We start from the raw sequence: 22732 nt of genomic DNA, 5'->3' as shown, positions 1-22732 counted from the left end.
GCCGGCGGAAATTGCCGGGGCCGGAAAGCGGCGACGGGGCAGATGATCGGGAACAGCCACGCACCGGCGGCGTTCCCTTGGTTGCAGGTCCTGGCAACGGCCGGACGAAACCGACCACAGGGCGAGCCACGGGGCGACATGATCCGACTGATAATCCTGACCGCGGCCGCGTTTCTGGTCATCATGGCCGTGCTGGCCGTGACCGGCGATGCGCCCGAACCGACCCGCGCCACCGTCGCGCCGCCGACGCCCCCCAGCGCGGCGCCACCCACGCCCGCCAGCGCGGCGCCAGCCGAGACGCCCGAACCCGCGCCCGAGCTGCTGCGCGATGAGGTGGACCCGGAAGGTCAGGCCGGGATCGTGCCCGGCACCGCCCCCGACGCCCCAACCACGACCGAGGCCGATCAGCCCGACATGCCGGGCCCGCCCCTGCGCCCGTCGCCGCAATATGCCGACACGCCCGCGCCCGAGCCTCTGGCCGAGGCCAGCGCCGCCGAACCGGGCGACACGCTTTATGTCACCGGCAATTCGGTCAATTTCCGCGCCGGTCCCTCGACCTCGGACAGCGTGATAGGTGCCCTGCGGCGCGGGGCCGAGGTGACGCCGCTTGGCCCGCTCGACGGCGATTGGGTCGAAATCAGGGACGCCCAGGGGCGACGCGGCTTCATCTCGGCGCAGTTCCTGTCACCTGACGCGCCCTGACCTGCGGGGCTGGTGGTAAAGGCGTCCGGTAGGGCTAGCGGCCGCATGGTCACACCCTCGGGCGAGGCCGATCCCGCCAATCCCCTACAGCGTGTTGACCCGCGCGACGAAATCATCGCCCCGCTTCTCGAAATCGGGATACTGGTCAAAGCTGGCAGCGGCGGGGGCCAGCAGCACGGTCTCACCCGGTTCCGCCTCGGCATGGGCGCGGGCGACGGCCTCGGCCATGGTCTCGACCACCTCATGCGGGATGGCGCCCAGTTGCAGGGCGAACTCGCGGGCCGAATGGCCGATCAGATAGGCCTTGACGACATTCCCCATCTGCCCGGCCAGATCGGTCAGCCCGCCTTCCTTGCCGAGACCCCCGGCGATCCAGCGGATGCGCGTGAACGCCTGCAGCGCCTGCCGTGCGGCGTCGACATTGGTGGCCTTGCTGTCATTGACATAGCGCACGCCGTTCAGCTCTCGCACCGTCTGGCTGCGATGCGGCAGCCCGGCGAAGGTGCGAAAGCCCGCCTCGATCTGGCGCGGGGCCAGGCCCACGCCCCGGCATGCCGCCCAGGCCGCGCAGGCGTTCTGGTGGTTATGCGCCCCCGGCAGCCCCGCGATCTGGCGCAGATCGACCGAGGCCATCTGCCGCCCCTTGCGGGTCTCGGTCAGGAACCCCTTGCGGGCAAAGACCGACCAGCCGAAGCCGTCCAGCTTCTGCCCCGACGAGATGCGGATGACGCGGTCATCGCCCGGCCCCTGCCCCATCTGGTTGGCCAAAAACCGCCCCTCGACCTCGTCCACGCCGATGACGCAGCGATCCGGCCCGCCTTCGGAAAACAGCCGCCGCTTGGCCGCGAAATAGCCGCCGGGGCCGCCGTGGCGGTCCAGATGGTCGGGCGAGAGGTTGGTGAACACCGCCACATCCGGCGTCAGCGCGCGCGCAAGCTCGGTCTGATAGGATGACAGCTCGATCACCACCACCTCGCCATCCTGCGCGGGGTCGAGCGACAGCACCCCGGTCCCGATATTCCCGCCCATCTGGCAGGGCCGCCCGGCGCTGTCGAGCACATGGTGGATCAGCGCCGTGGTGGTGGATTTCCCGTTCGAGCCGGTGACCGCGATCACCCGCGGCGTCACATCGAAATCCTGCCACTCCGGGGTGGCGAAGCTGCGGAAGAACAGGCCGATATCGTTATCCACCGGAATCCCGCGCTGCAGCGCCGCCGCGATCACCGGGTTCGGATGCGGATAGAGATGCGGGATTCCGGGCGAGGTGATCAGCGCCGCGATGTCGTCCCAGCCCGCCGCGCCGGTCAGGTCGCGCAGTTCCAGCCCCTCGGCCTCGGCATTCAGCCGGGCGTCGTGGCCGTCATCCCAGACGACCACCCGCGCCCCGCCCGCCGCCAGCGCCGCCGCCGTGGCGCGCCCGGACCTGCCCAGCCCCAGAACCGCGATGGTCTGGCCGTTGACGCCTTGTACGGGGATCATGTGGGGATACCTTTCAGCAGGTCGGACAGGGGGCTAGCGCAGCTTCAGCGTCGACAGCCCGATCAGGGCCAGCACAAGGGCGATGATCCAGAAGCGGATGACGATCTGGCTTTCCTTCCAGCCCTTCTTCTCGAAATGGTGGTGGATCGGGGCCATCAGGAAGACCCGCTTGCCGGTGCGCTTGAAGTAGAGCACCTGGATGATGACCGACAGCGCCTCGACCACGAACAGCCCGCCGACGATGGCCAGCACGATCTCGTGCTTGGTGACCACGGCGATGGCACCCAAGGCGCCGCCAAGGGCCAGGCTGCCGGTGTCGCCCATGAAGACGGCGGCCGGCGGAGCGTTATACCACAGAAACCCCAGCCCGCCCCCGATCAGGGCCGCGACAAAGATCACCAGCTCGCCCGTCCCCGGCACACCATGCAGGCCTAGATAATCGGCGAAATTGGCGTTGCCGACCATATAGGCGATGACGCCGAAGGTCGCGGTCGCGATCATCACCGGCATGATCGCCAGCCCGTCCAGCCCGTCGGTCAGGTTCACCGCATTGGCCGCGCCCACGATCACGATCATGGCAAAGGGGATGAAGAACAGCGACAGGTTCAGCAGCGCGTCCTTGAACACCGGAAACGCCAGCTGCCCCGACAGCGCCGGAGGATGCAGATACATCGTCCAGGCCGAGGCGATCAGCGCCAGCAGCAGCCCCAGCCCCATGCGGATGCGCCCCGAGACGCCGTTGGTGTTGTGCTTGGAGACCTTGGCATAGTCATCCGCAAAGCCGATCGCGGCATAGCCATAGGTGACCATCAGCACGATCCAGACATAGGGGTTCGACAGCCGCGCCCACAGCAGCGTCCCGGCCAGCAGGGCCGACAGGATCAGGATGCCGCCCATGGTGGGGGTGCCGGCCTTGACGAAATGCCCCTCTGGGCCGTCATCGCGGATCGGCTGGCCCTTTTTCTGAACCCGCCGCAGATAGGCGATCAGCGGCCGGCCGAACAGGAAGGCAAAGATCAGCGCCGTGAAGAACGCCGCCCCCGCGCGAAAGGTGATATAGCGAAACAGGTTGAACGGACCCTGCCCGCCGGTCAGTTCATATAGCCAGTATAGCATGCGTCATGTCCCCGTGAAGCGGGCCATATTCCCGGTGTTTCGCAGCGCGTCCACCACGCGGCTGACATGCGACCCCTTGGACCCCTTGACCAGCACCGTATCGCCGGGACGAAGCATCTCGTCCAGTCGGTCGGTCAGCCCATCGGCGGATTGTGACCACAGCCCGCGCTTTTCGGGCGGCAGCGCGTCATGCAGATGCCGCATCAACGGCCCGGCGCAATGGACCAGGTCGATCCGCGCCATGGCGGGATCGCGGGCAAGATCGGCATGGGCCTGCACCTCGCCCTGCCCCAGTTCCAGCATGTCGCCCAGAATGGCCACCCGCCGCGTCCCGGTCAGCCGGGCCAGCGTCCCCAGCCCGGCCCGCATCGAGGCCGGGTTGGCGTTGAAGGCGTCGTCGATCAGCCGCAGCGCGCCCAACGCCTCGACCGCGCCGCGCCCGGCGGGGGGCGTCCAGTTGGCCAAGCGTTCGGCCGCGAGTTCCAGATCCGCGCCAAGCGCCGACAGCGTCGCCAGAACGCCAATGGCGTTGAGCGCAAAATGCGGCCCGACCGAGCGCAGGGTGAATCGCAGGTAGCGGCCGTCGATCCGGCCCTGCACCTCAAGCACCTCGCCGGTGTCCATGCTCCGCGGGTCAGAGGCGACCAGCGCCGCGTCGCCCTCGGTCCCGAAGCCCAACACACGCGCGCCCGCCGCCTGCGCGGCATCCAGCAGGATCGGCGTCGTCGTCAGCCCGGTCGGAATTATCGCCGCGCCGCCGGGCACGAGCCCCTGAAAGATCGCGGCTTTTTCATGCGCGATCCCGTCCAGACCGTCAAAGGCGCCGATATGGGCCGGGGCGATGGTGGTGATCAACGCGGCGTCGGGGCGAGCGAGCACGGCAAGCGGCGCGATCTCGCCGGGGTTGCTCATGCCGATCTCGATCACCGCATGGTCGGTGTCGGCGGGCATCCGCGCCAGCGTCAGCGGCACGCCCCAATGGTTGTTATAGGACGCCTCGGCGGCGTGGATGCGGCCCTGCCCGGACAGGGCGCTGCGGAACATTTCCTTGGTCGAGGTCTTGCCGACCGAGCCGGTGACCGCGATCACCTTGCCCGTCATGCGCGCCCGCCCGGCCTGACCCAGCGCCTGCAACCCCGCCAGAACGTCATCGACGATCAGCAGCGGCGCGTCGGGGGCCACGTCGTCCGGCACCCGGCTGACGAGCGCGGCCGCCGCGCCCTTGGCCAGCGCCTGGGCCACGAAATCATGCCCGTCCCGCGCCGCCTGCAGCGCCACGAACAGATCGCCGGGCTGGATGGTCCGCGTGTCGATGCTGACGCCGTGGGCCTGCCACGGCCCGGTGCTGCGTCCGCCGGTCGCCCGCCCGGCCTCGCTGTCGATCCAGAGCGGCATCAGATCTTGCCGTCCAGCGCCGCGACCGCGACCGAGGCCTGTTCGGCATCGTCAAAGGGAAACACGTCGCCGCCGATGATCTGCCCGGTCTCGTGACCCTTGCCCGCGATCAGCAGCGCGTCGCCCGGTTCCAGCGAATCGACCGCGCGCAGGATCGCCTCGGCCCGGTCGCCGACCTCGATCGCCTCGGGACCGGCGCCGGCCATGACCTCGGCCCGGATCGCGGCCGGGTCCTCGGTGCGGGGGTTGTCGTCGGTGACATAGACCAGATCCGCATTCTCGCGCGCCGCCTGCCCCATCAGCGGACGCTTGCCCCGGTCGCGGTCGCCGCCCGCGCCCAGCACCACGATGATGCGCCCCATGACATGCGGACGCAGCGATTGCAGCGCCGCGATCACCGCGCCGGGCTTGTGGGCGTAATCGACGAACACCGCCGCGCCGTTGGCCCGCTGCGCCACAAGCTGCATCCGCCCGCGCACCGTCTGCAGCGAAGGCAGCGCCGCGATCACCGGCCCCGCCTGATCGCCCGCGGCCATCGCCAGCCCCGCCGCCGCCAGCACGTTTTCCGCCTGAAAGCCGCCGATCAGGTTCAGCCGGATCAGATGCGACTGCCCGGCATGGGCAAAGCGCAGCTCTTGCCCGGTCGCGTCATAGCGCTGGGCGAGGATGCGGAAATCGCAGGCGGCATCGGTGCCGATGGTGGTGACCAGCAGTTCCGCCTCGCGCGCGATATCGGCCATCTGGCGGCCGCGTTCGCCGTCGACGTTGATGATAGCGGCATCGCCCGCCGACAGGATATGGGTAAAGAGCAGCGCCTTGGCGGCGAAATATTCGTCGAAGCCCGCGTGATAATCCAGATGGTCCTGGCTGAAATTCGTAAAGGCCGCCGCCATGACCCGGACCCCGTCCAGCCGCCGCTGATCGAGGCCGTGGGACGACGCCTCCATCGCGGCATGGGTGACGCCCGCCTGCGCGGCGGCGGCAAGGATGCGGTGCAGGGTGACGGGTTCTGGGGTGGTGTGGGCCAGCCGCGCCTCGTAATCGCCCTCGACCCCCATGGTGCCGAGGCTGATCGCCTGATGCCCCAGCGTCTGCCAGATCTGGCGGGTGAAGGTCGCGACCGAGGTCTTGCCCGAGGTGCCGGTCACCGCCACCACCTTCTCGGGCTGGCGTTCATAGAACAGCGCCGCCGCGCCGGCCAGCGCCTGACGCGGGTCTTCGGCCACGATCAGCGCGCCGGGCCAGCCGCGCAGCACATCGGCGGCCAGCGCGGCCCCGGCGGCATCGGTCAGCACCGCCGCCGCGTCCATGCGCAGCGCATACTGGATGAACTCGCCGCCATGCAGGGCCGAGCCGGGCAGCGCCGCGAACAGATGCCCCGGCCGCACCGTCCGGCTGTCGACCGAGATGCCGGTGATGTCAGGGTCGCGCCCGCCGATTGCGCCCAGCCCCAAGCGGGACAGCGGTTTGACAGCCTCGGTCATGTTTGCTCCGTCAGTCGTTCGCGGCGACCTTTAGCCTGCTTTTCGGGGGCGCATCAATGTCCGGCAGCGGTTTGTCATCGACCGGACGCACGCCCAGCACCGGCGCGAGGCGGCGGATCACATCGGCGGCGACCGGCACGGCGGTCAGACCGGCCACGCGGCTTTCGCCGCCGCCGGCATTGATGCTGGGTTCGTCCAGCGTCACGACCAGCACATATTTCGGCGCGTCATAGGGGAAGACGGCGGCAAAGTTCGCGACCACCTTGTTCTGGTAATACCCGCCGCCCGGACGCGGCTTGTCGGCGGTGCCGGTCTTGCCGGCGACCTGATAGCCCTCGACATTGCCCGCCCGCGCGGTGCCGCGCAGCACCACCTCGCGCAACATGGACAGCGCCAGCTTGGCGGCCTGTTCCGACACCACACGCTCGCCCCGGGCGCGGCTTTTGCCGTGGACCAGCGTCGGCGTGACCTTGTGGCCGCCATTGGCCAGCGTCGCATAGGCCGCCGCCAGATGCAGCGGGCTGGCCGCGAGACCGTGGCCGAAGCTGACCGTGGCCGCCGTCACCGCGGGCCAGCGCTGCGGCACGATGGGCCGCCCGGTCGATGCCTCGACCATCTCGACCGGGGTCGGGTCGAACAGGCCCAGACGTTCCAGAAACGCCTTTTGCCGCTCGACCCCGATCATCTGCGCGATCCGCACCGTGCCGACGTTCGAGGATTTCACGATGATGTCCGACACGGACAGGCTGGCGCCGTAATTGTGGTAATCGCGGATCGAGTATTTGCCGATCTTCATCGGCGTGGTGGTGTTGATATGGGTGTTGGGGTTGACCAGCTTCAGGTCCATCGCCTGCGCGACCGGGAAGATCTTGAAGGTCGAGCCGAGTTCATACTGCCCCTGCACCGCGCGGTTGAACAGCGGGCTGTCAGAGGGATCGCCCTTGAGCGCCGGGCGCGGGCGGTCGTTGGGGTCGAAATCGGGCAGGCTCGCCATGGCGACGATCTCGCCGGTCTCGATTTCCAGCAGGACGCCGGCGGCACCCTTGGCGTTCATGCGGCGCTTGCCGGCGGACAGCACCTCTTCCATCGCGGTCTGGGCGGTCAGGTCGATGGACAGCGTCAGCGGCGCGCCTTCATTCGCCGGGTTGCGCAGCCAGCCGTCAAAGGCTTTCTCCACGCCCGCGGTCCCGATCACCTCGGCGCTGTTGACGCCCTCGGCGCCAAAGGCCGACCCGCCCAGGATGTGGCTGGCGATATGGCCGTTGGGATAAAGCCGCATCTCGCGCGGGCCGAACAGCAGCCCCGGCTCTCCGATGTCATGAACCGCCTGCATCTGTTCGGGGCTGAGTTTCTTCTTGACCCACAGGAACTTGCGGGCCGGATCGGTGAAATCCTTCTTCAGCCGCGCCCCGTCGAGATCGGGGAAGATCCGCGCCAGCGCCTCGGCCGCGCCCGCGCCATCGACCATCTGGTTGGGCTGCGCGTAAAGCGAGTGGGTCAGCATGTTCGTCGCCAGCACCCGCCCGCGCCGGTCGGTGATGTCGGCCCGCTGGCTGAGGATCTGGGTGCCGCTGGCATGGGCGCGCGGCTCGGCCGGTTCGGACGCGGCCAGCGCCCCCATCCGCAGCCCCACCAGCGCAAAGGCGAAGATGAAGCCCATCGCCATGAACAGCAGCCGCCCTTCGGCGCGCTTGCGGGCGCGGTCCTGAATGGCGGCCTGACGTTCGGCGCGGTTCTCGGCCTCGATGGCGTCGGGGTCCTGCCCGGTTTCGCGGGCGCGCAGGATACGGGCAAGGGGACGAAGCGGCTTGCGGATCATCACTGAGGCTCCTGTTCGGACGGGGTAGGGTCCTGATCGGTGATCGCGCCGTCGGTGGGCGGCACGAAGTCGTCGGGGCGGCGGGGCGGGTGGCGGACGGGCGGTGGCGGATAGGGGATCTTGGCGGCGCCGACGAATTGCTCGCCGGTGATGGGGTTAAGATTCAGGCGCTCGGCGTTCAGCCCGACCAGCTCGCGCAGACGCTCGGGCCGGTTCAGATAGGCCCATTCCGCGCGCAGCACGAACAGCTCTTCGCGCAGACCGGCGATGTCGCGCTGCACCGCCTCCATCTCGCTCAGCGCGTCCTGGGTGCGATAGTTCTCGCGATAGGCCCAGAAGGCCAGCGACATGACCGTCATCGCGACCAGCAGGTAGAACAGCGATTTCATCGCCCCACCCCCTTTTGCGGCAGGCGCGGCAGGGCCAGGCTGTCGCCGTCGATGGGCCGGGCGGGGGCGTCGGTGCGGATGCCGACGCGCAGAAAGGCGCTGCGCGAGCGCGGGTTGACGGCCAGTTCCGCCTCGTCGGCGCCGATGGCGCGGCGGAACGGCAGGGTGAAGGTTGGCGGGTCCATCTCGGCCACCGGCGCGTGGCGCGAACCGCCCCCCGCCGTCGCCGCCCGCGATTGCAGAAAGCGTTTCACCACCCGGTCTTCCAGCGAGTGAAAGCTGACCACGGCAAGCTTGCCGCCCGGTTTCAGCGCGCGTTCGGCAGCGGCGAGACCCTGTGCCAGCTCGCCGAATTCGTCGTTCACCCAGATGCGGATGGCCTGAAAGCTGCGCGTCGCGGGGTGGCTCTGCCCCGGCTTGGGACGGGGAAGCTGGCTGGCCACCACCTCGGCCAGTTGAGCCGTGGTGTCCAGCGGGCGCGCGGCGACGATGGCCCGCGCGATGCGGCGGGCGGCGCGTTCCTCGCCGAAGTGATACAGCACATCGGCGATCTGCGCCTCGGTCGCGGCGTCCAGCAGTTCGGCGGCGGTCGGGCCGGTCTCGCCCATCCGCATGTCCAGCGGCCCGTCGCGCAGGAAGGAGAACCCCCGCTCTGCCTGATCGAGCTGCATCGAGCTGACGCCCAGATCCAGCACCACCCCGTCGACCGGCTGGCCGGCCAGCGCGTCAAGGTCCGAAAACCGCCCCTCGACCAGTCGCAGCTGGTCGCCATAGGCGCCGGCCCAGTCTTCAGCCATGCGAAACACGCTGGGATCGCGGTCGATGCCGATGACCTGCGCGGCCCCCGCATCCAGCAGCCGGCGGGCATAGCCGCCCGCGCCGAAGGTGCCATCGACCCAGACGCCGCCCACCGGCCCGACGGCGCGGATCAGCGGGTCGATCAGGACCGGAAGATGCGGGGCATTGGGATCGGCTGCGGGCATGGCCTAGACCTTGCCCTGCTCTGGCGCGATCGGCTGGCCAAGGAAGCTGCGCGGGTCGAAATCCGGGGGATATTGCGACATGAAGTCCTGCAGCGAGCCGCTGGCCTCGGAATAGTTGTCCGGGCTCCAAACCTCGATGTAATCGCCTTTCGAGGTCAGAAACGCCTCGTTCTGCAGGCCGATCTTGTCGCGCAGCTTCTGCGGCAGGACCAGGCGGCCCTCGGTGTCGATCTCGGCGTCGGTGGCGTGACCGTTCATCAGGGTTTCAAGCCACTGCCGCTGGAAGGTCGCGCGGGGAAGCTGGTCGATCTCGGCGTCGATGCGCTCGGTGGCGGCGACGGTGTAAATCTCCAGCCGCTTCCAGTCCGCGGGGCCATAGACGATGACGATATGGGTGCGTTCGGCAGGGCTCCAATCGGGGTCACCGGCTTCGAAGACTCGGCGAAAGCGGGCCGGGATCGACATGCGACCCTTGCTATCCACCTTGACCTCTTCCGAGCCTCTGAACTTGCGCGCCACGGGCCCGCCCCTTTTCCGATCCTGTCTTTCCCCTCCGGCCTGACCGGAAAAGAAAGGCGGACCGGGCCGCTGCCACCGCCCGATCCGCCGCCCTCGTTCCCATCGCTGGGGCCCGCATCGTTGGCGGGCAGATCCCTTGTGCCACCTTGGGGGAGGTGCTGCTCGCACGTCCGGGATCGTCTTTCGGAAGCGGGTGCCTGTATGAAGCCTGCTTTTCGCCTTCGGGGTCTTGGTCGCCCCTTGAAGCCCGTCTCCGTGAACCCCTGATGGCATGGGAATTCATGGGAAGCAATGGATATTCTTGGGTCGGCAAAAACAATCTAAAGGCGAGTTGCGGCGAACATCCTGTGAACGTCGGCTGACCTCGCCGTGGGCAGGCGCAGGTCTGGGGAATTTTCCGGCACGACCCACCAGATATAGCGTTCCTGCCAAGCGTGGCACAAAATCCCCAGTTTTCCCAAAACCGTCCGCAGGCCCGCCCCACCCTCCGCCAAGGTTGTCCGTCGAGCGGTTTTACACCCTCGACTCACACCCGATCACGGGCCGGTGATTCGCCTGTTCCGAGTCATTCCCATGCTCTCCCAGATCTTCAGCGCGGTGGCGGGCCGTCCCAGTCCCACCCTTTCCCGCGCCCCTAAATCGAGGGTTCCATCCCGGTTGCGGATTCAAGGGTGTAACGCAGCGTCAAATGCTGCACTGCGACATTTGTCCGCATCTGACAGCGGCCAAAGCCCCGAACAACCGACAAATCCCATCATTTGTCAGGCGCTAACACGGAAACGCTGAAATTTTATGTAACAAACCCGTTAACTTATCGGCTCATCTTCGGGGCGGCTTGCAGATGCCGCATGGCAGCATTGAGGGAATATGCGTTGTGCACCCGCAGCATTTGCCCCATCTTTATCCCAACGGCGCGGAACCCCGCACCGACCAGATGAACCAGAAAAAGAAGAACAGTTAGTATTATGGCCGCAACCGACACCCTTCACCAAACCGCTCGCACCCAGCGTGACGCCGGAACCGGTATCCTGGGGATGATCATGCGCCTGCAGGAAGCCCGCGCACGTCGTGCCGTCTATCGCCAGACCGTGACCGAGCTGTCGCATCTGTCGAACCGTGAACTCGCCGATCTCGGCATTCATCGCAGCATGATCACCAGGATCGCAACCGAAGCCGCCTGGGGCAAGTAAGAATTCCCATCCCCGACCCTCCTCCTCCCTCGGGTCAGGGTTCAGGTGACGCCCCTCCTCCTCCTCCCTTGGGGCGTCACCGCTGAATACAACGAAGCTCTCTCCTCCCTTGCTTCGTTGGTGCTGCGGCGACCCTGCCTCCTCCTCCCTGTGGGGTCGCCGCATAACAGATGACCGCCGGACCTTCGCAAAGGGCCGGCCTGTGCGTTCCGAACCGGAATGGCGCAGACAATACGCGGCCCCCTCCTCCTCCCTCGGGGTCCGTGTTTGCGGTGCAGGCGTCCTCCTCCCTGCCGGCACCGCACCCCATACGCGGCCCCTCCTCCTCCCTGGGCCAGCGTTGATGCGGCGGCGCCCCCTCCTCCCTGGGCGCCGCCGCTTTCCTTTTCGGGGCAGGCGCGCGATAAACCCGCATGTTGTCCTATCAGCACATCTATCACGCCGGAAACGCGGCCGACCTGCACAAGCACACGCTGCTGGCGTGGATGCTGGATTACCTGACCGCCAAGCCCAAGCCGCTGAGCTATCTGGAAACCCATGCCGGGCGGGGTCTGTATGACCTGACCGCGGCAGAGGCGAAAAAGACCGACGAGGCCCGCGCCGGCATCCTGCGCGCCGAGGCAGAGGACTGGCTGTCTCCCGACCACCCGCTGCGCCGCGTTCTGACGCAGATCCGCACCCGCCATGGCGACGGCGCCTATGGCGGATCGCCGCTGATCGCGGCCAACCTGCTGCGCCGGGGTGACAGTATCCATCTGGCCGAGCTGCATCCGGGCGAATATCAGGCGCTGCAATCGGCCCTGCCCCGGGCGACGCTTTATCCTCGGGACGGCTTCCAGATGGCGCTGGCCGTGGCCCCGCCGACCCCGCGCCGGGGGCTGATGCTGGTCGATCCCAGCTATGAGGTGAAAGAGGACTACGCCCGCATCCCCGCCTTCCTGCAAGAGGTGGCGCGGAAATGGAATGTCGGGATTCTGGCGCTGTGGTATCCGATCCTGCCCGATCGCCGCCACGCACCCATGCTGGCGCGGCTCGAGCAGGCCTTTCCCGACGCCCTGCGTGCCGAGGCGCGCTTTCCGCCCGCGCGCGCGGGGCATGGCATGGTCGGGTCCGGCATGTTCGTGGTCAACCCGCCCTTTGGTCTTGCGGCAGAGGCCGAGCGGATCGCGGCGCTGTTCGCGGGCGCATCGACAGCGGGCTGACAGGCCAGAATCGCCCCGAAACCCGCTGACATGAAAAAACCCCCGGCCTTGCGGTCGGGGGTTTTCGGTTCAGGCTGTGACGGCGATCAGGCCGCGGCGAGGTTGCGCAGCACGTAATGCAGCACGCCGCCGTTCTTGAGGTAGTCGATCTCGACCTCGGTATCGATCCGCGCCTTCAGCTTGATGACATGCTCGGTCCCGTCGGGGTATTTCACCGTCGCATCGACCACCTGAAGGGGCTGCACATCGGCCAGACCCTCGATGGTGATTTCCTCGTCGCCGCTGAGGTTCAGCGATTTGCGGGTGTCGCCGCCGGTGAACTCGAACGGGATGACGCCCATCCCGATCAGGTTCGAGCGGTGGATACGCTCGAAGCTTTCGGCGATGACCGCCTTGATGCCCAGCAGGTTGGTGCCCTTGGCCGCCCAGTCGCGCGACGAACCGGCGCCGTATTCCTTGCCGCCGACGACGACGGTGGGGGTGCCCTGCGCCTGATACTGCATCGCCGCGTCATAGATCGGCAGCTGCTCGCCATCCGGACCCTTGGTATAGCCGCCCTCGACCCCGTCCAGCATCTCGTTGCGGATGCGGATATTGGCGAAGGTGCCGCGCATCATGATCTCGTGGTTGCCACGGCGCGAGCCATAGCTGTTGAAATCCTTGGGCGCGACCTGACGTTCGATCAGGTATTTCCCGGCCGGCGTGGTCGGCTTGAAGGAACCGGCGGGGCTGATGTGGTCGGTGGTGATCATGTCGCCCAGCATCGCCAGCACCCGCGCGCCCTTGATGTCCTCGATCACGCCCGGCTCTTTGGACATGTTCTGGAAATAGGGCGGGTTCTGGATATAGGTCGAACTGGCCGGCCAGTCATAGACCTCGCTGTCGGTGGTCTCGACCGCCTGCCAACGCTCGTCGCCCTTGAAGACGTCGGCGTATTTCTCTTGGAACATCTCGCGCGTGACGACGCTTTCGACCATGTCCGAGACCTCTTTCGAGGTCGGCCAGATGTCCTTCAGATAGACCGGCTTGCCTTCGTCGGTGAAGGCCAGCGGGTCCTTGGTCACGTCGATGTTCATGTCGCCGGCGATGGCATAGGCCACGACCAGGGGCGGGCTGGCCAGATAGTTGGCGCGCACATCGGGGCTGATCCGCCCTTCAAAGTTGCGGTTGCCGGACAGCACGGCGGTCGCGATCAGGTCGTTGTCGTTGATCGCCTTCGAGATCGCCGGTTCCAGCGGACCCGAGTTGCCGATGCAGGTGGTGCAGCCGAAGCCGACCAGATCAAAGCCCAGCGCGTCCAGATCCTCTTGCAGGCCGGCGGCGTTCAGATAGGCCTCGACCACCTGCGAACCGGGGGCCAGCGAGCTTTTGACCCAGGGCTTGCGGGTGACGCCCAGCGCACGCGCCTTGCGCGCCACCAGACCCGCCGCCATCATCACATAGGGGTTCGAGGTGTTGGTGCAGGACGTGATCGCCGCGATCACGACCGAGCCGTCATGCAGCTTGTAGTTCTCGCCCTCGACGGCCGCTTCCTTGAAGCCGTTCAGGTGACCGGGCAGATGGTCCGGCGCCGGTGCGCCGCCTTCGGCCTTCCACACCTTGCGTTCGGTGCGCGAGGGTTCGGGCAGTTCGCGGTCGCCCGAGACGTATTTGCTGAACTCATACGCCGCCTCGGTCAGCGCGACGTGATCCTGCGGGCGCGACGGGCCCGAGATCGCGGGCACGACGCTCGACTGGTCGAGTTCCAGCGTCGAGGTATAGACCGGCGCATAATCCTTGTCGCGCCACATGCCGTTGGCCTTGGCATAGGCTTCGACCAGCGCGATGCGGTCCTCGTCCCGGCCGGTCTGGCGCAGATAGCGCAGGGTCTCGTCATCGACGGGGAAGAAGCCGCAGGTGGCGCCGTATTCCGGGGCCATGTTGGCGATGGTGGCGCGATCGGGCAGCGGCATGTGGTCAAGACCCTCGCCGTAGAACTCGACGAACTTGCCGACGACGCCGTGCTGGCGCAGCATCTGGACGACCTTCAGCACCAGGTCGGTGGCGGTGACGCCCTCGCGCAGCGCGCCGCTGATCTTGAAGCCGACGACCTCGGGGATCAGCATCGAGATCGGCTGACCCAGCATCGCGGCCTCGGCCTCGATCCCGCCGACGCCCCAGCCCAGAACGGCCAGACCGTTGACCATGGTGGTGTGGCTGTCGGTGCCGACCAGCGTGTCGGGGTAAGCCACCTGCTTGCCGGTCTGATCCTCGTCGGTCCAGACGGTCTGGGCCAGATATTCCAGGTTCACCTGATGGCAGATGCCGGTGCCGGGCGGCACCACGCGGAAGTTGTTGAAGGCGCTTTGCCCCCATTTCAGGAAGGTGTAGCGTTCGATATTGCGCTCGTATTCCCGCTCGACGTTGAACTGGAAGGCGCGCGGCGTGCCGAATTCATCGACCATGACCGAGTGGTCGATGACCAGATCGACCGGGTTCAGCGGGTTGATCATCTGCGGGTCGCCGCCCAGCGCCATGATGCCGTCGCGCATCGCCGCCAGATCGACCACCGCCGGGACGCCGGTGAAGTCCTGCATCAGCACGCGGGCCGGACGATAGGCGATCTCGCGCGGGTTGCGGCCGCCATTCTGCGCCCATTCGGCGAATGCGTTGATGTCATCGACGGAAACGGTGCGGCCGCCATCCTCGAAACGCAGCATGTTCTCAAGCACCACCTTCAGCGAGGCGGGCAGCTTCGAGAAATCGCCAAGACCGGCTTCGGTCGCGGCGGGGATCGAATAATAGTCCACGCTCTGACCGGCGGCGCTCAGGCTGCGGCGCGTCTTGGCGTTGTCGGTTCCGGTTACGATGGGCATAGGGGCCTCCCTGTCGGTTGGATGGGTATGGCGGGGCGTCGGGGACCAGATGCCCCATTCGGGCCACCCTTTCAAGGGGGAGGGCCACGCTTTGTATGCGAACGTATACCGCAACCGGCCTTGTGGCGCAAGAGCAACGCCCATTGCCGCATCGGCCCGTCACGCGGCCTTGATTTGGGTTTCCCGGCCCGATCCCGTATCAACCGATCCGTTGTCAGACATTCCGGGATGCCGAACATCAGACATCTTGCCCTCATCCTGCTTGGCCTTTCGCTGTTGGCCCCTGCCGTCCACGCCGATCCGGTCGCGGGCGATGCGTCGCATGTCGCGGCCGAGGACAGCCATGACCGCGTGGCGCAGGTCGATATGGGCGAGGTGATGGAGGATGTGAACGCGGTCCTCGACGCCATCGGCATGACCGAACTGCGCGAGCACGCAGAGACCCCGCCCGAGGCTGCCGAGACCACGCCCGCCCCCCGCAGCGAGGGTGCGCCCGATCCCGCCCGCGCCACGACTGGCGGCGAACGCGCCACGCGCAGCCGCGACCGGGCCGGGCCGCATATCCCCTCGCCCGTGGTGGTCGAACTGTTCACCGCGCAGGGCTGCGCCGATTGCGTCGCGGCCGAGGACATGCTGTCCGATTTAGCGCAGCGCAGCGATGTCCTCGCCCTCAGCTGGCATGTCGATTACTGGGATTACCTCGGCTGGCCGGACGATCTGGCCCGGCCGGAGTTCAGCGCCCGGCAGCGCGGCTATAACCTGCTGCGCGGGGCGCGGTCGCTGTTCACGCCGCAATTCGTCATCGGCGGGAAGACCGCCATCGCCCGCCCGGCCCCGGCCGAGGTGATGCGCGCGGTCAAGCACGATCTGGCCGAACCCGACCGCCTGACCATCACCCGCCAGCAGGACGGCGCGCAGCTGGCGATGGAGTTGACCCCCCGCGGCCCCCTGCCCGCCGGCATGGTCGTGCAGCTGGTCCGATTCGTCCCCCGGCGCGAGGTGCTGGTCACCGCGGGCGAGAATCGCGGCCGGCATCTGAAGCTGCGCAACGTCGTCGCTGCCAGCGAGGTGCTGGCCAGCTGGAACGGCAAGGCGCCGCTGCGGTTGCGGGTGACGCTGGGGGCGGGTGCGGCCGGCGACCTGCCCGAGGACACGCGCCACGCGCTGCTGGTCCAGCAGATGCATGGCAACCATCCGGGCGAGATCTTCGCGGCGCTGATCCTCGACTGACCAGACCGCGCCGCGTTCAAGGCTGGACCCCGCGCGCCGTCGGGCTATGAAGCGCGGATGACCGAATGGATCAACAGCATCGCCGGCACCCCCGAAGGCGCGCGCATCGCCTCGATGCTGGCCCTGTCGGCGGCGGTGCTGCACGCGATCTTCGGCGCGCTGCAAAAGGGCCGCCACGATCCCTGGATCAGCCGGGCGGCGATCGACATCTCGGTGCTGGTGCTGGCCTTGCCGCTGGCGCTGTTCGTCGTGCCCTGGCCGGAACCGGCGCTGTGGCCGATCTTTCTGGGCGTCATGGCGATTCACATGGCCTATAAATGGTCGCAGGCGCAGACCTATCAGCGCGGCGCCTATACCGTGGTCTATCCGGTCGTGCGCGGCACCGGGCCGCTGGTCACGGTGCTGGCGGCGGGTGTGGTCTTTGGCGAGCGTTACAACCTGACGCAATGGCTGGGCGTGGCGACGCTAGTGGCGGGCATTCTTGGGCTTGGCGTCTACAACTATCGCAAGCTGGAAACCGGGCGGGCGACGCTGGTGCCGGCGCTTGGCTGGGCGGTGCTGACCGGCGTGTTCGTCGCCGGCTATACGACCTTTGACGCCTGGGGCATCCGGCAGGCGCAGGACCCGTTCACCTTCCTCGTCTGGTTCTTCCTGTTCGACGGGCTGTTCATGCCGATCCTGGCCCGCCACCGCCTGCGCGCCCTGCCGATGGCGGAGTGGCGCGGCCTGGCCCTGCGCGGGATCATCGGCGCGGTGGTGGCGTTTGCCAGCTTCGGCTCGATCATGCTCGCCACCCGCATCGACGAGGTCGGACGCGCCGCTGTGCTGCGCGAGACCTCGACCGTCTTCGCGGCCCTTGTCGGCTGGCTCGTGCTGGGCGAAAAGGTGGGGCCGCGCCGTGCCGCGCTGATGGCGCTGATCGCCGCGGGGGCCGTCATCATGGAATTCGGCGCCCACTAGCCCAGAAAGCGAAAGACCCGATGCCTCAAACCCCCAAACCCCTGTCGCCCGGCCTGAAGATCGCGCTCGAATATGGGCCGCTGATCGTGTTCTTCCTGGCCTTCATGGTCATGCGCGACCGGATGGTGACGCTGGGCGGGCGCGAATATGGCGGCTTCATCGTGGCGACGATGGTCTTCGTGCCGGTGCTGGCGCTGTCGAACCTGCTGATGTGGCGGCTGACCGGCAAGCTGTCGGTGATGCAACTGCTGACGCTGGTGCTGGTGGTCACCTTCGGCGGGCTGACCGTCTGGCTGAATGACGAGCGGTTCTTCAAGATGAAGCCCACCTTCATCTATGCGATCTTCGCCGGCATCCTTGGCCTTGGCCTCGCCCTGCGGCGCAACTGGCTGGAACTGGTGATGGGCGAGGTGCTGCCGATGCGCCACGAGGGCTGGATGAAGCTGACGCAGCGGCTGGCGCTGCTGTTTCTGGGCCTCGCCGTCGCGAACGAGGTGGTGTGGCGGACGATGACCGACACCGCCTGGGTCAACTTCAAGACCTTCGGCCTGCCGATCATCATGTTCGTCTTCTTCATGGCCAATGCCCGGCTGTTCTCGCATTACGGCACCGACCGGCAGGACTAGGCGCGGCGGGCGCTTGAAATTCCGCCCGGCCGGGCGTAACGCGAAAGCCCCAGCAGACAGGCCCGATCATGACCGAACGTCCCCTGCATAAGCGCAGCCTCGCCATCCACGCCGGCACCCGCCGCAGCCAGTATGGCGAGATGGCCGAGGCGATGTTCATGACCCAGGGCTTTGTCTATGACAGCGCCGAGCAAGCCGCCGCCCGCTTCCAGAAATCCGGCCCGGACGAGTTCATCTATGCCCGCTATGGCAACCCCACCAACCGCATGTTCGAGGACCGCATCGCGGCGTTGGAAGGGACCGAGGACGCCTTCGCCACCAATTCCGGCATGTCGGCGGTCAATGGCGCGCTGATGTCGGTCTGCCGCGCCGGCAGCCACATCGTCGCGGCGCGGGCGCTGTTCGGGTCGAACCTGTATCTGCTGGACCTGCTGACCCGTTTCGGGGTCGAGGTCACGCTGGTCGACGGCACCGATCTGGACCAGTGGCGCCGCGCCGTCCGCCCCGGCACGACGGCGGTGTTCTTCGAATCCGTCTCGAACCCGACGCTCGAGATCATCGACATTCAGGCGGTCGCCCGCATCGCCCACGCCCATGACGCCATCGTGATGGTGGACAACGTCTTTGCCACGCCGGTCTTTTCGCAGGCCGCAGCGCAGGGCGCCGATGTGGTGATCTATTCCACGACCAAGCACATGGACGGTGCCGGGCGCGGTCTGGGCGGCGTCATCTGCGGCACGCGCCAGTTCATCCGCGAGACGGTCGAGCCTTACGTCAAGCATTCCGGCGGGGCGATCAGCCCGTTCAACAGCTGGCTGCTGCTGACCGGCCTGACCACGCTGGACCTGCGCGTGCGCGAGATGTCGCGCAGCGCGCTGGCCATTGCCACGGCGCTGCAATCCCATCCCGGCCTGACCCGCGTGATCTATCCCGGCCTGACCGATCACCCTCAGCACGATCTGGCGGTCCGGCAGATGGCCGAGGGCGGCACCATGCTGGCGCTCGAGGTGGCAGGCGGTCAGGACGGCGCGTTCCGGATGCTGGATCGGCTGCGGCTGATCCTGATCTCGAACAATCTGGGCGACGCGAAAAGCATCGTCACCCATCCCGCGACCACCACCCATCAGCGCCTGTCCGAGGAAGACCGCGCCCGGCTGGGCATCACGCCGGGGCTGATCCGGCTGTCGGTCGGGCTGGAACATCCCGACGACCTGATCGCGGATCTGCGGCAGGCCCTGGACTGACCGCCAGCGGCGGGCGGGCGGCTGTCCGCCGGCTAAAGCCCCCTCGCCCTTTCGTTTTCGGCGGAACCGCCTATATCGGTGCCAGGCCGCCAGAACAGGAGCATGCCTTGAACTCGCCGCTCAGCCCGACTGCCTATCCGGTCCTCGACCGCAGCTATGATGCCGATTTCACGGTGGACGCGGCCTACCGCGCCAGCATGCCCGACCTGCAGAACGGTCCGGCGAGCCTGATCGTGGGCGCGAATGTCGCCATCCAGCATGTCGGGATCTCGAATTTCCGCCTGCCGATCCGCTATCGGACCAAGGACGGGGGCGAGGTCACGCTGGAAACCAGCGTCACCGGCACCGTCAGCCTGGAGGCCGACCGCAAGGGCATCAACATGTCGCGGATCATGCGCAGCTTCTACACCCATTCCGACAAGCATTTCAGCATCGAGGTGCTGGCCGCCGCGCTGGACGATTACAAACAGGATCTCGACAGCATGGATGCGCGCATCCAGATGCGGTTCTCCTATCCGATCCGGGTCTCGTCGCTGCGCTCGGGCCTGTCTGGCTGGCAGTATTACGACATCGCGCTGGAGCTGATCGAACATCAGGGCCGGCAGCGGCGCATCATGCATGTCGATTACGTCTATTCCTCGACCTGCCCCTGCTCGCTGGAGCTGGCCGAACATGCCCGCCAGGGCCGGGGCCGGCTCGCGACGCCACATTCGCAGCGCTCGGTGGCGCGGCTGTCGGTGGTGATGCAGCCCGGCGAACGGCTGTGGTTCGAGGACATGATCGACCTCTGCCGCCGCGCCGTGCCGACCGAAACGCAGGTCATGGTCAAGCGCGAGGACGAGCAGGCCTTTGCGGAACTGAACGCCGCCAACCCGGTCTTTGTCGAGGATGCGGTCCGCAGCTTCGCCGAACAACTGCTGTCCGATCCCCGCATCGGCGATTTCCGGGTCATGGCCAGCCATCAGGAATCGCTGCATTCCCACGACGCTGTCAGCATGCTGGTGCAGGGGCCGACATTCGCCAGCGACAGTCTTGATCCGGCGCTGTTCTCGGGTCTGCAGCACCGGGCCTAGGCGGGTGTTAAGCAACTATAGAACAATCATGGAACAACCCCTTTTGCGCGCCGCAATTCGGCGCTAGGATCGCGGCATGAGTGACGACGATCCCTTCGAGCTGGCCGAACGCAAGCCCAGCCTCTCGCAGCGCGCCATGGGCGTGACCATGCAGAACCTGCCCTATATGGACGGGCTGAACGCGCCGCAGCGGCGGGCGGTCGAACATCTGGACGGGCCGGTGCTGATGCTGGCCGGGGCCGGGACCGGCAAGACGCGGGCGCTGACCACGCGAATCGCCCATCTGATCGCCACCGGCCGCGCCGCGCCGCGCCAGATCCTGGCCGTCACCTTCACCAACAAGGCCGCGCGCGAGATGCGCGAACGCATCGCGCGGCTGCTGGGCGAGACGGTCGAGGGGATGCCGTGGCTGGGCACCTTCCACTCGATCAGCGTCAAGATCCTGCGCCGCCATGCCGAACTGATCGGCGCCGATCACCTGCATCTGAAACCCAGCTTCACCATCCTCGACACCGATGACCAGCTGCGCCTGCTGCGGCAGCTGATCCAGGCCGAGAATATCGACGAAAAGCGCTGGCCCGCGCGACAGCTTGCCGGGCTGATCGACGGCTGGAAGAACAGCGCGCTGACGCCCGATCGGGTGCCGCGCGCCGACAGCGCCGCTTTCGACAGCCGCGGGGTGGCGCTGTACCGCGCCTATCAGCGCCGCCTGCTGGAGCTGAACGCCGTCGATTTCGGCGATCTGCTGCTGCATTGCGTGACGCTGTTCCAGGCCCATCCCGACATCCTGAAACTGTGGCAGGACCGCTTCCGCTATATCCTCGTCGACGAATATCAGGACACCAACGTCGCCCAATATCTGTGGCTGCGGCTACTGGCGCAGGGGCACCGCAACATCTGCTGCGTGGGCGATGACGACCAGTCGATCTATGGCTGGCGCGGGGCCGAGGTGGGCAACATCCTGCGCTTTGAAAGCGATTTTCCGGGCGCGCAGGTGATCCGGCTGGAACAGAACTACCGCTCGACCCCGCAGATCCTGGGCGCGGCCTCGGGGCTGATCGCGGCCAACAAGGGCCGGCTGGGCAAGACCCTGTGGACCGAGGCCGAGGCCGGGCACCCGGTGCGGCTGATCGGGCATTGGGACAGCGAGGCCGAGGCCCGCTGGATCGGCGAAGAGATCGAGGATTTCCACGCCGGCACCCGCCGCAGCATCGGCCGGCGAGAGCTGAACGACATCGCCATCCTGGTCCGCGCCAGCCACCAGATGCGCGCCTTCGAGGACCGTTTCCTGACCATCGGCCTGCCCTATCGCGTCATCGGCGGCCCGCGCTTCTACGAGCGGCAGGAAATCCGCGACGCCATGGCCTATTTCCGGCTGGCCGTCTCGCCCACCGACGATCTGGCCTTTGAACGCATCGTCAACACGCCCAAGCGCGGCCTTGGCGACAAGGCCGTGCAGACCATCCAGACCGAGGCGCGGCAGTTGGGCCAGCCCCTGCTGATCGGCGCGCAGTCGGTGGTCGCCAACGCCTTGCTGGGCGGCAAGGGGGCGGCGAAGCTGCGCGAATTCGTCGATGCGATGGGCCGGTTCCACGCCGATGTGCTGGACAGCCGCGTCAACCATGTCGAACTGGCCGAGCGGATTCTGGACGAGACCGGCTATACCGCGATGTGGCAGAACGACAAATCGCCCGAAGCGCCGGGCCGGCTGGAAAACCTCAAGGAACTGGTCAAGGCGCTTGAGGAATTCGACAATCTGCAGGGCTTTCTGGAACATGTGGCGCTGGTCATGGACCGCGACAATGACGAGGCGCAGGACGCGGTCAGCATCATGACCCTGCACGCCGCCAAGGGGCTGGAATACCCCATCGTCTTCCTGCCGGGGTGGGAGGACGGGCTGTTCCCCAGCCAGCGCAGCATGGACGAATCGGGCATGAAGGGCCTCGAGGAAGAGCGCCGCCTTGCCTATGTCGGCCTGACCCGGGCCGAGACGCTGGCCACGATCAGCTTTGCCGGAAACCGGCGGATGTATGGGCAGTGGCAAAGCTCGCTGCCGTCGCGTTTCGTCGATGAACTGCCCGAGGAACATGTCGAGGTGCTGACCGCGCCCGGCCTTTACGGGCAGGGCTTCGGGGCGGCGGCGATGATGGGCGGCGCCGATTTCGGCGCGGCGATGCAGGACCGGGCGGCGACGGCGGATGTCTATAACTCGCCCGGCTGGAAGCGCATGGCCTCGCGCGGGGATCAGCGGGCCAAGCCGCGGACGCCGGCCGCCGTGGTCATCGATGCCGAGGCGGTGGGATTCAGCGTCGGCGACACCGTGACCCACGCCAAGTTCGGCGATGGCACGATCATGGGCATTGCCGAGGATACGCTGACGATCCAGTTCGAGGCCGGCTTCAAGAACGTCAAGGCCGGCTATGTCCAGCCCGCGGGCGGCGTGGATGACGTGCCGTTCTAGGCGGC

18 protein-coding genes are annotated in these 22732 nt (G+C 67.3%); 9 read left to right on the top strand and 9 right to left on the bottom strand.

What is annotated here, in order from left to right; translation table 11 throughout:
- Positions 1-138 precede the first annotated feature (138 nt).
- The gene (locus tag CYR75_RS02050) at positions 139-702 is read left to right on the top strand and encodes an SH3 domain-containing protein (RefSeq protein WP_101498620.1); all 564 of its coding nucleotides are present in this window, start codon (positions 139-141) and stop codon (positions 700-702) included.
- 84 nt (positions 703-786) lie between these two features.
- Here the strand turns inward: CYR75_RS02050 and murD are convergent, their stop codons facing one another.
- Genes murD through mraZ form a run of 8 tightly spaced genes read right to left on the bottom strand, consistent with a single transcriptional unit; the run spans position 787 to position 9886 of the window.
- Positions 787-2181: a UDP-N-acetylmuramoyl-L-alanine--D-glutamate ligase gene (murD, locus tag CYR75_RS02045; RefSeq protein ID WP_101498619.1), complete on the bottom strand. Its 1395-nt coding sequence runs from the start codon at positions 2179-2181 to the stop codon at positions 787-789.
- 33 nt (positions 2182-2214) lie between these two features.
- The gene (mraY, locus tag CYR75_RS02040; RefSeq protein ID WP_101498618.1) at positions 2215-3297 is read right to left on the bottom strand and encodes a phospho-N-acetylmuramoyl-pentapeptide-transferase; all 1083 of its coding nucleotides are present in this window, start codon (positions 3295-3297) and stop codon (positions 2215-2217) included.
- A 3-nt stretch (positions 3298-3300) separates the two neighbouring features.
- The gene (locus CYR75_RS02035) at positions 3301-4692 is read right to left on the bottom strand and encodes a UDP-N-acetylmuramoyl-tripeptide--D-alanyl-D-alanine ligase (protein ID WP_101498617.1); all 1392 of its coding nucleotides are present in this window, start codon (positions 4690-4692) and stop codon (positions 3301-3303) included.
- A complete protein-coding gene (locus CYR75_RS02030) occupies positions 4692-6176 on the bottom strand; it encodes a UDP-N-acetylmuramoyl-L-alanyl-D-glutamate--2,6-diaminopimelate ligase (RefSeq protein WP_101498616.1) in 1485 nt (494 codons plus the stop codon). The genes CYR75_RS02035 and CYR75_RS02030 overlap by 1 nt, the downstream gene beginning before the upstream one ends.
- 10 nt (positions 6177-6186) lie before the next feature.
- Entirely contained in the window at positions 6187-7995 is a 1809-nt protein-coding gene (locus CYR75_RS02025) for a peptidoglycan D,D-transpeptidase FtsI family protein (RefSeq protein ID WP_101498615.1), read from the bottom strand.
- Entirely contained in the window at positions 7995-8384 is a 390-nt protein-coding gene (gene ftsL, locus CYR75_RS02020; protein ID WP_101498614.1) for a cell division protein FtsL, read from the bottom strand. Before ftsL ends, CYR75_RS02025 begins: the two co-directional genes overlap by 1 nt.
- Positions 8381-9367: a 16S rRNA (cytosine(1402)-N(4))-methyltransferase RsmH gene (gene rsmH / locus CYR75_RS02015; protein WP_101498613.1), complete on the bottom strand. Its 987-nt coding sequence runs from the start codon at positions 9365-9367 to the stop codon at positions 8381-8383. The genes ftsL and rsmH overlap by 4 nt, the downstream gene beginning before the upstream one ends.
- Before the next feature lie 3 nt (positions 9368-9370).
- On the bottom strand, positions 9371-9886 hold the full coding sequence (gene mraZ, locus CYR75_RS02010) for a division/cell wall cluster transcriptional repressor MraZ (RefSeq protein ID WP_158644554.1): 516 nt from the start codon (positions 9884-9886) through the stop codon (positions 9371-9373).
- Positions 9887-10851: 965 nt separating this feature from the next.
- Between mraZ and CYR75_RS02005 the strand changes: the two genes are divergently transcribed.
- Together CYR75_RS02005 and CYR75_RS02000 are read left to right on the top strand one after the other, a co-directional pair.
- Positions 10852-11076, top strand: a complete 225-nt coding sequence (locus tag CYR75_RS02005; protein ID WP_376780373.1) for a DUF1127 domain-containing protein — start codon at positions 10852-10854, stop codon at positions 11074-11076.
- A gap of 413 nt (positions 11077-11489) precedes the next feature.
- Entirely contained in the window at positions 11490-12278 is a 789-nt protein-coding gene (locus CYR75_RS02000) for a 23S rRNA (adenine(2030)-N(6))-methyltransferase RlmJ (protein WP_101498611.1), read from the top strand.
- Positions 12279-12364: 86 nt separating this feature from the next.
- Here the strand turns inward: CYR75_RS02000 and acnA are convergent, their stop codons facing one another.
- Complete coding sequence (gene acnA, locus CYR75_RS01995) at positions 12365-15133, bottom strand: aconitate hydratase AcnA (RefSeq protein ID WP_101498610.1); 2769 nt, start codon at positions 15131-15133, stop codon at positions 12365-12367.
- Positions 15134-15361: 228 nt separating this feature from the next.
- Between acnA and CYR75_RS01990 the strand changes: the two genes are divergently transcribed.
- The 6 genes from CYR75_RS01990 (at position 15362) to CYR75_RS01965 (ending at position 22727) form a co-directional block, all read left to right on the top strand.
- The gene (locus tag CYR75_RS01990) at positions 15362-16363 is read left to right on the top strand and encodes a DUF1223 domain-containing protein (protein ID WP_101498609.1); all 1002 of its coding nucleotides are present in this window, start codon (positions 15362-15364) and stop codon (positions 16361-16363) included.
- A gap of 57 nt (positions 16364-16420) precedes the next feature.
- Positions 16421-17323, top strand: coding sequence for a DMT family transporter (locus CYR75_RS01985; RefSeq protein ID WP_101498608.1), 903 nt, complete (start codon positions 16421-16423; stop codon positions 17321-17323).
- 20 nt (positions 17324-17343) lie between these two features.
- The gene (locus tag CYR75_RS01980) at positions 17344-17949 is read left to right on the top strand and encodes an inner membrane-spanning protein YciB (protein ID WP_101498607.1); all 606 of its coding nucleotides are present in this window, start codon (positions 17344-17346) and stop codon (positions 17947-17949) included.
- A 68-nt stretch (positions 17950-18017) separates the two neighbouring features.
- A complete protein-coding gene (metZ, locus tag CYR75_RS01975; RefSeq protein ID WP_101498606.1) occupies positions 18018-19193 on the top strand; it encodes an O-succinylhomoserine sulfhydrylase in 1176 nt (391 codons plus the stop codon).
- Between the two features lie 74 nt (positions 19194-19267).
- Complete coding sequence (gene folE2 / locus CYR75_RS01970) at positions 19268-20266, top strand: GTP cyclohydrolase FolE2 (RefSeq protein ID WP_225972902.1); 999 nt, start codon at positions 19268-19270, stop codon at positions 20264-20266.
- A 76-nt stretch (positions 20267-20342) separates the two neighbouring features.
- Entirely contained in the window at positions 20343-22727 is a 2385-nt protein-coding gene (locus tag CYR75_RS01965; protein ID WP_101498604.1) for an ATP-dependent helicase, read from the top strand.
- Positions 22728-22732 lie beyond the last annotated feature (5 nt).

The sequence above is a fragment of the Paracoccus jeotgali genome (assembly GCF_002865605.1).
GTDB lineage: Bacteria > Pseudomonadota > Alphaproteobacteria > Rhodobacterales > Rhodobacteraceae > Paracoccus > Paracoccus jeotgali.
Note: the sequence above shows the minus strand (reverse complement) of the source record. Positions and strands in the feature narration are given on the sequence as shown.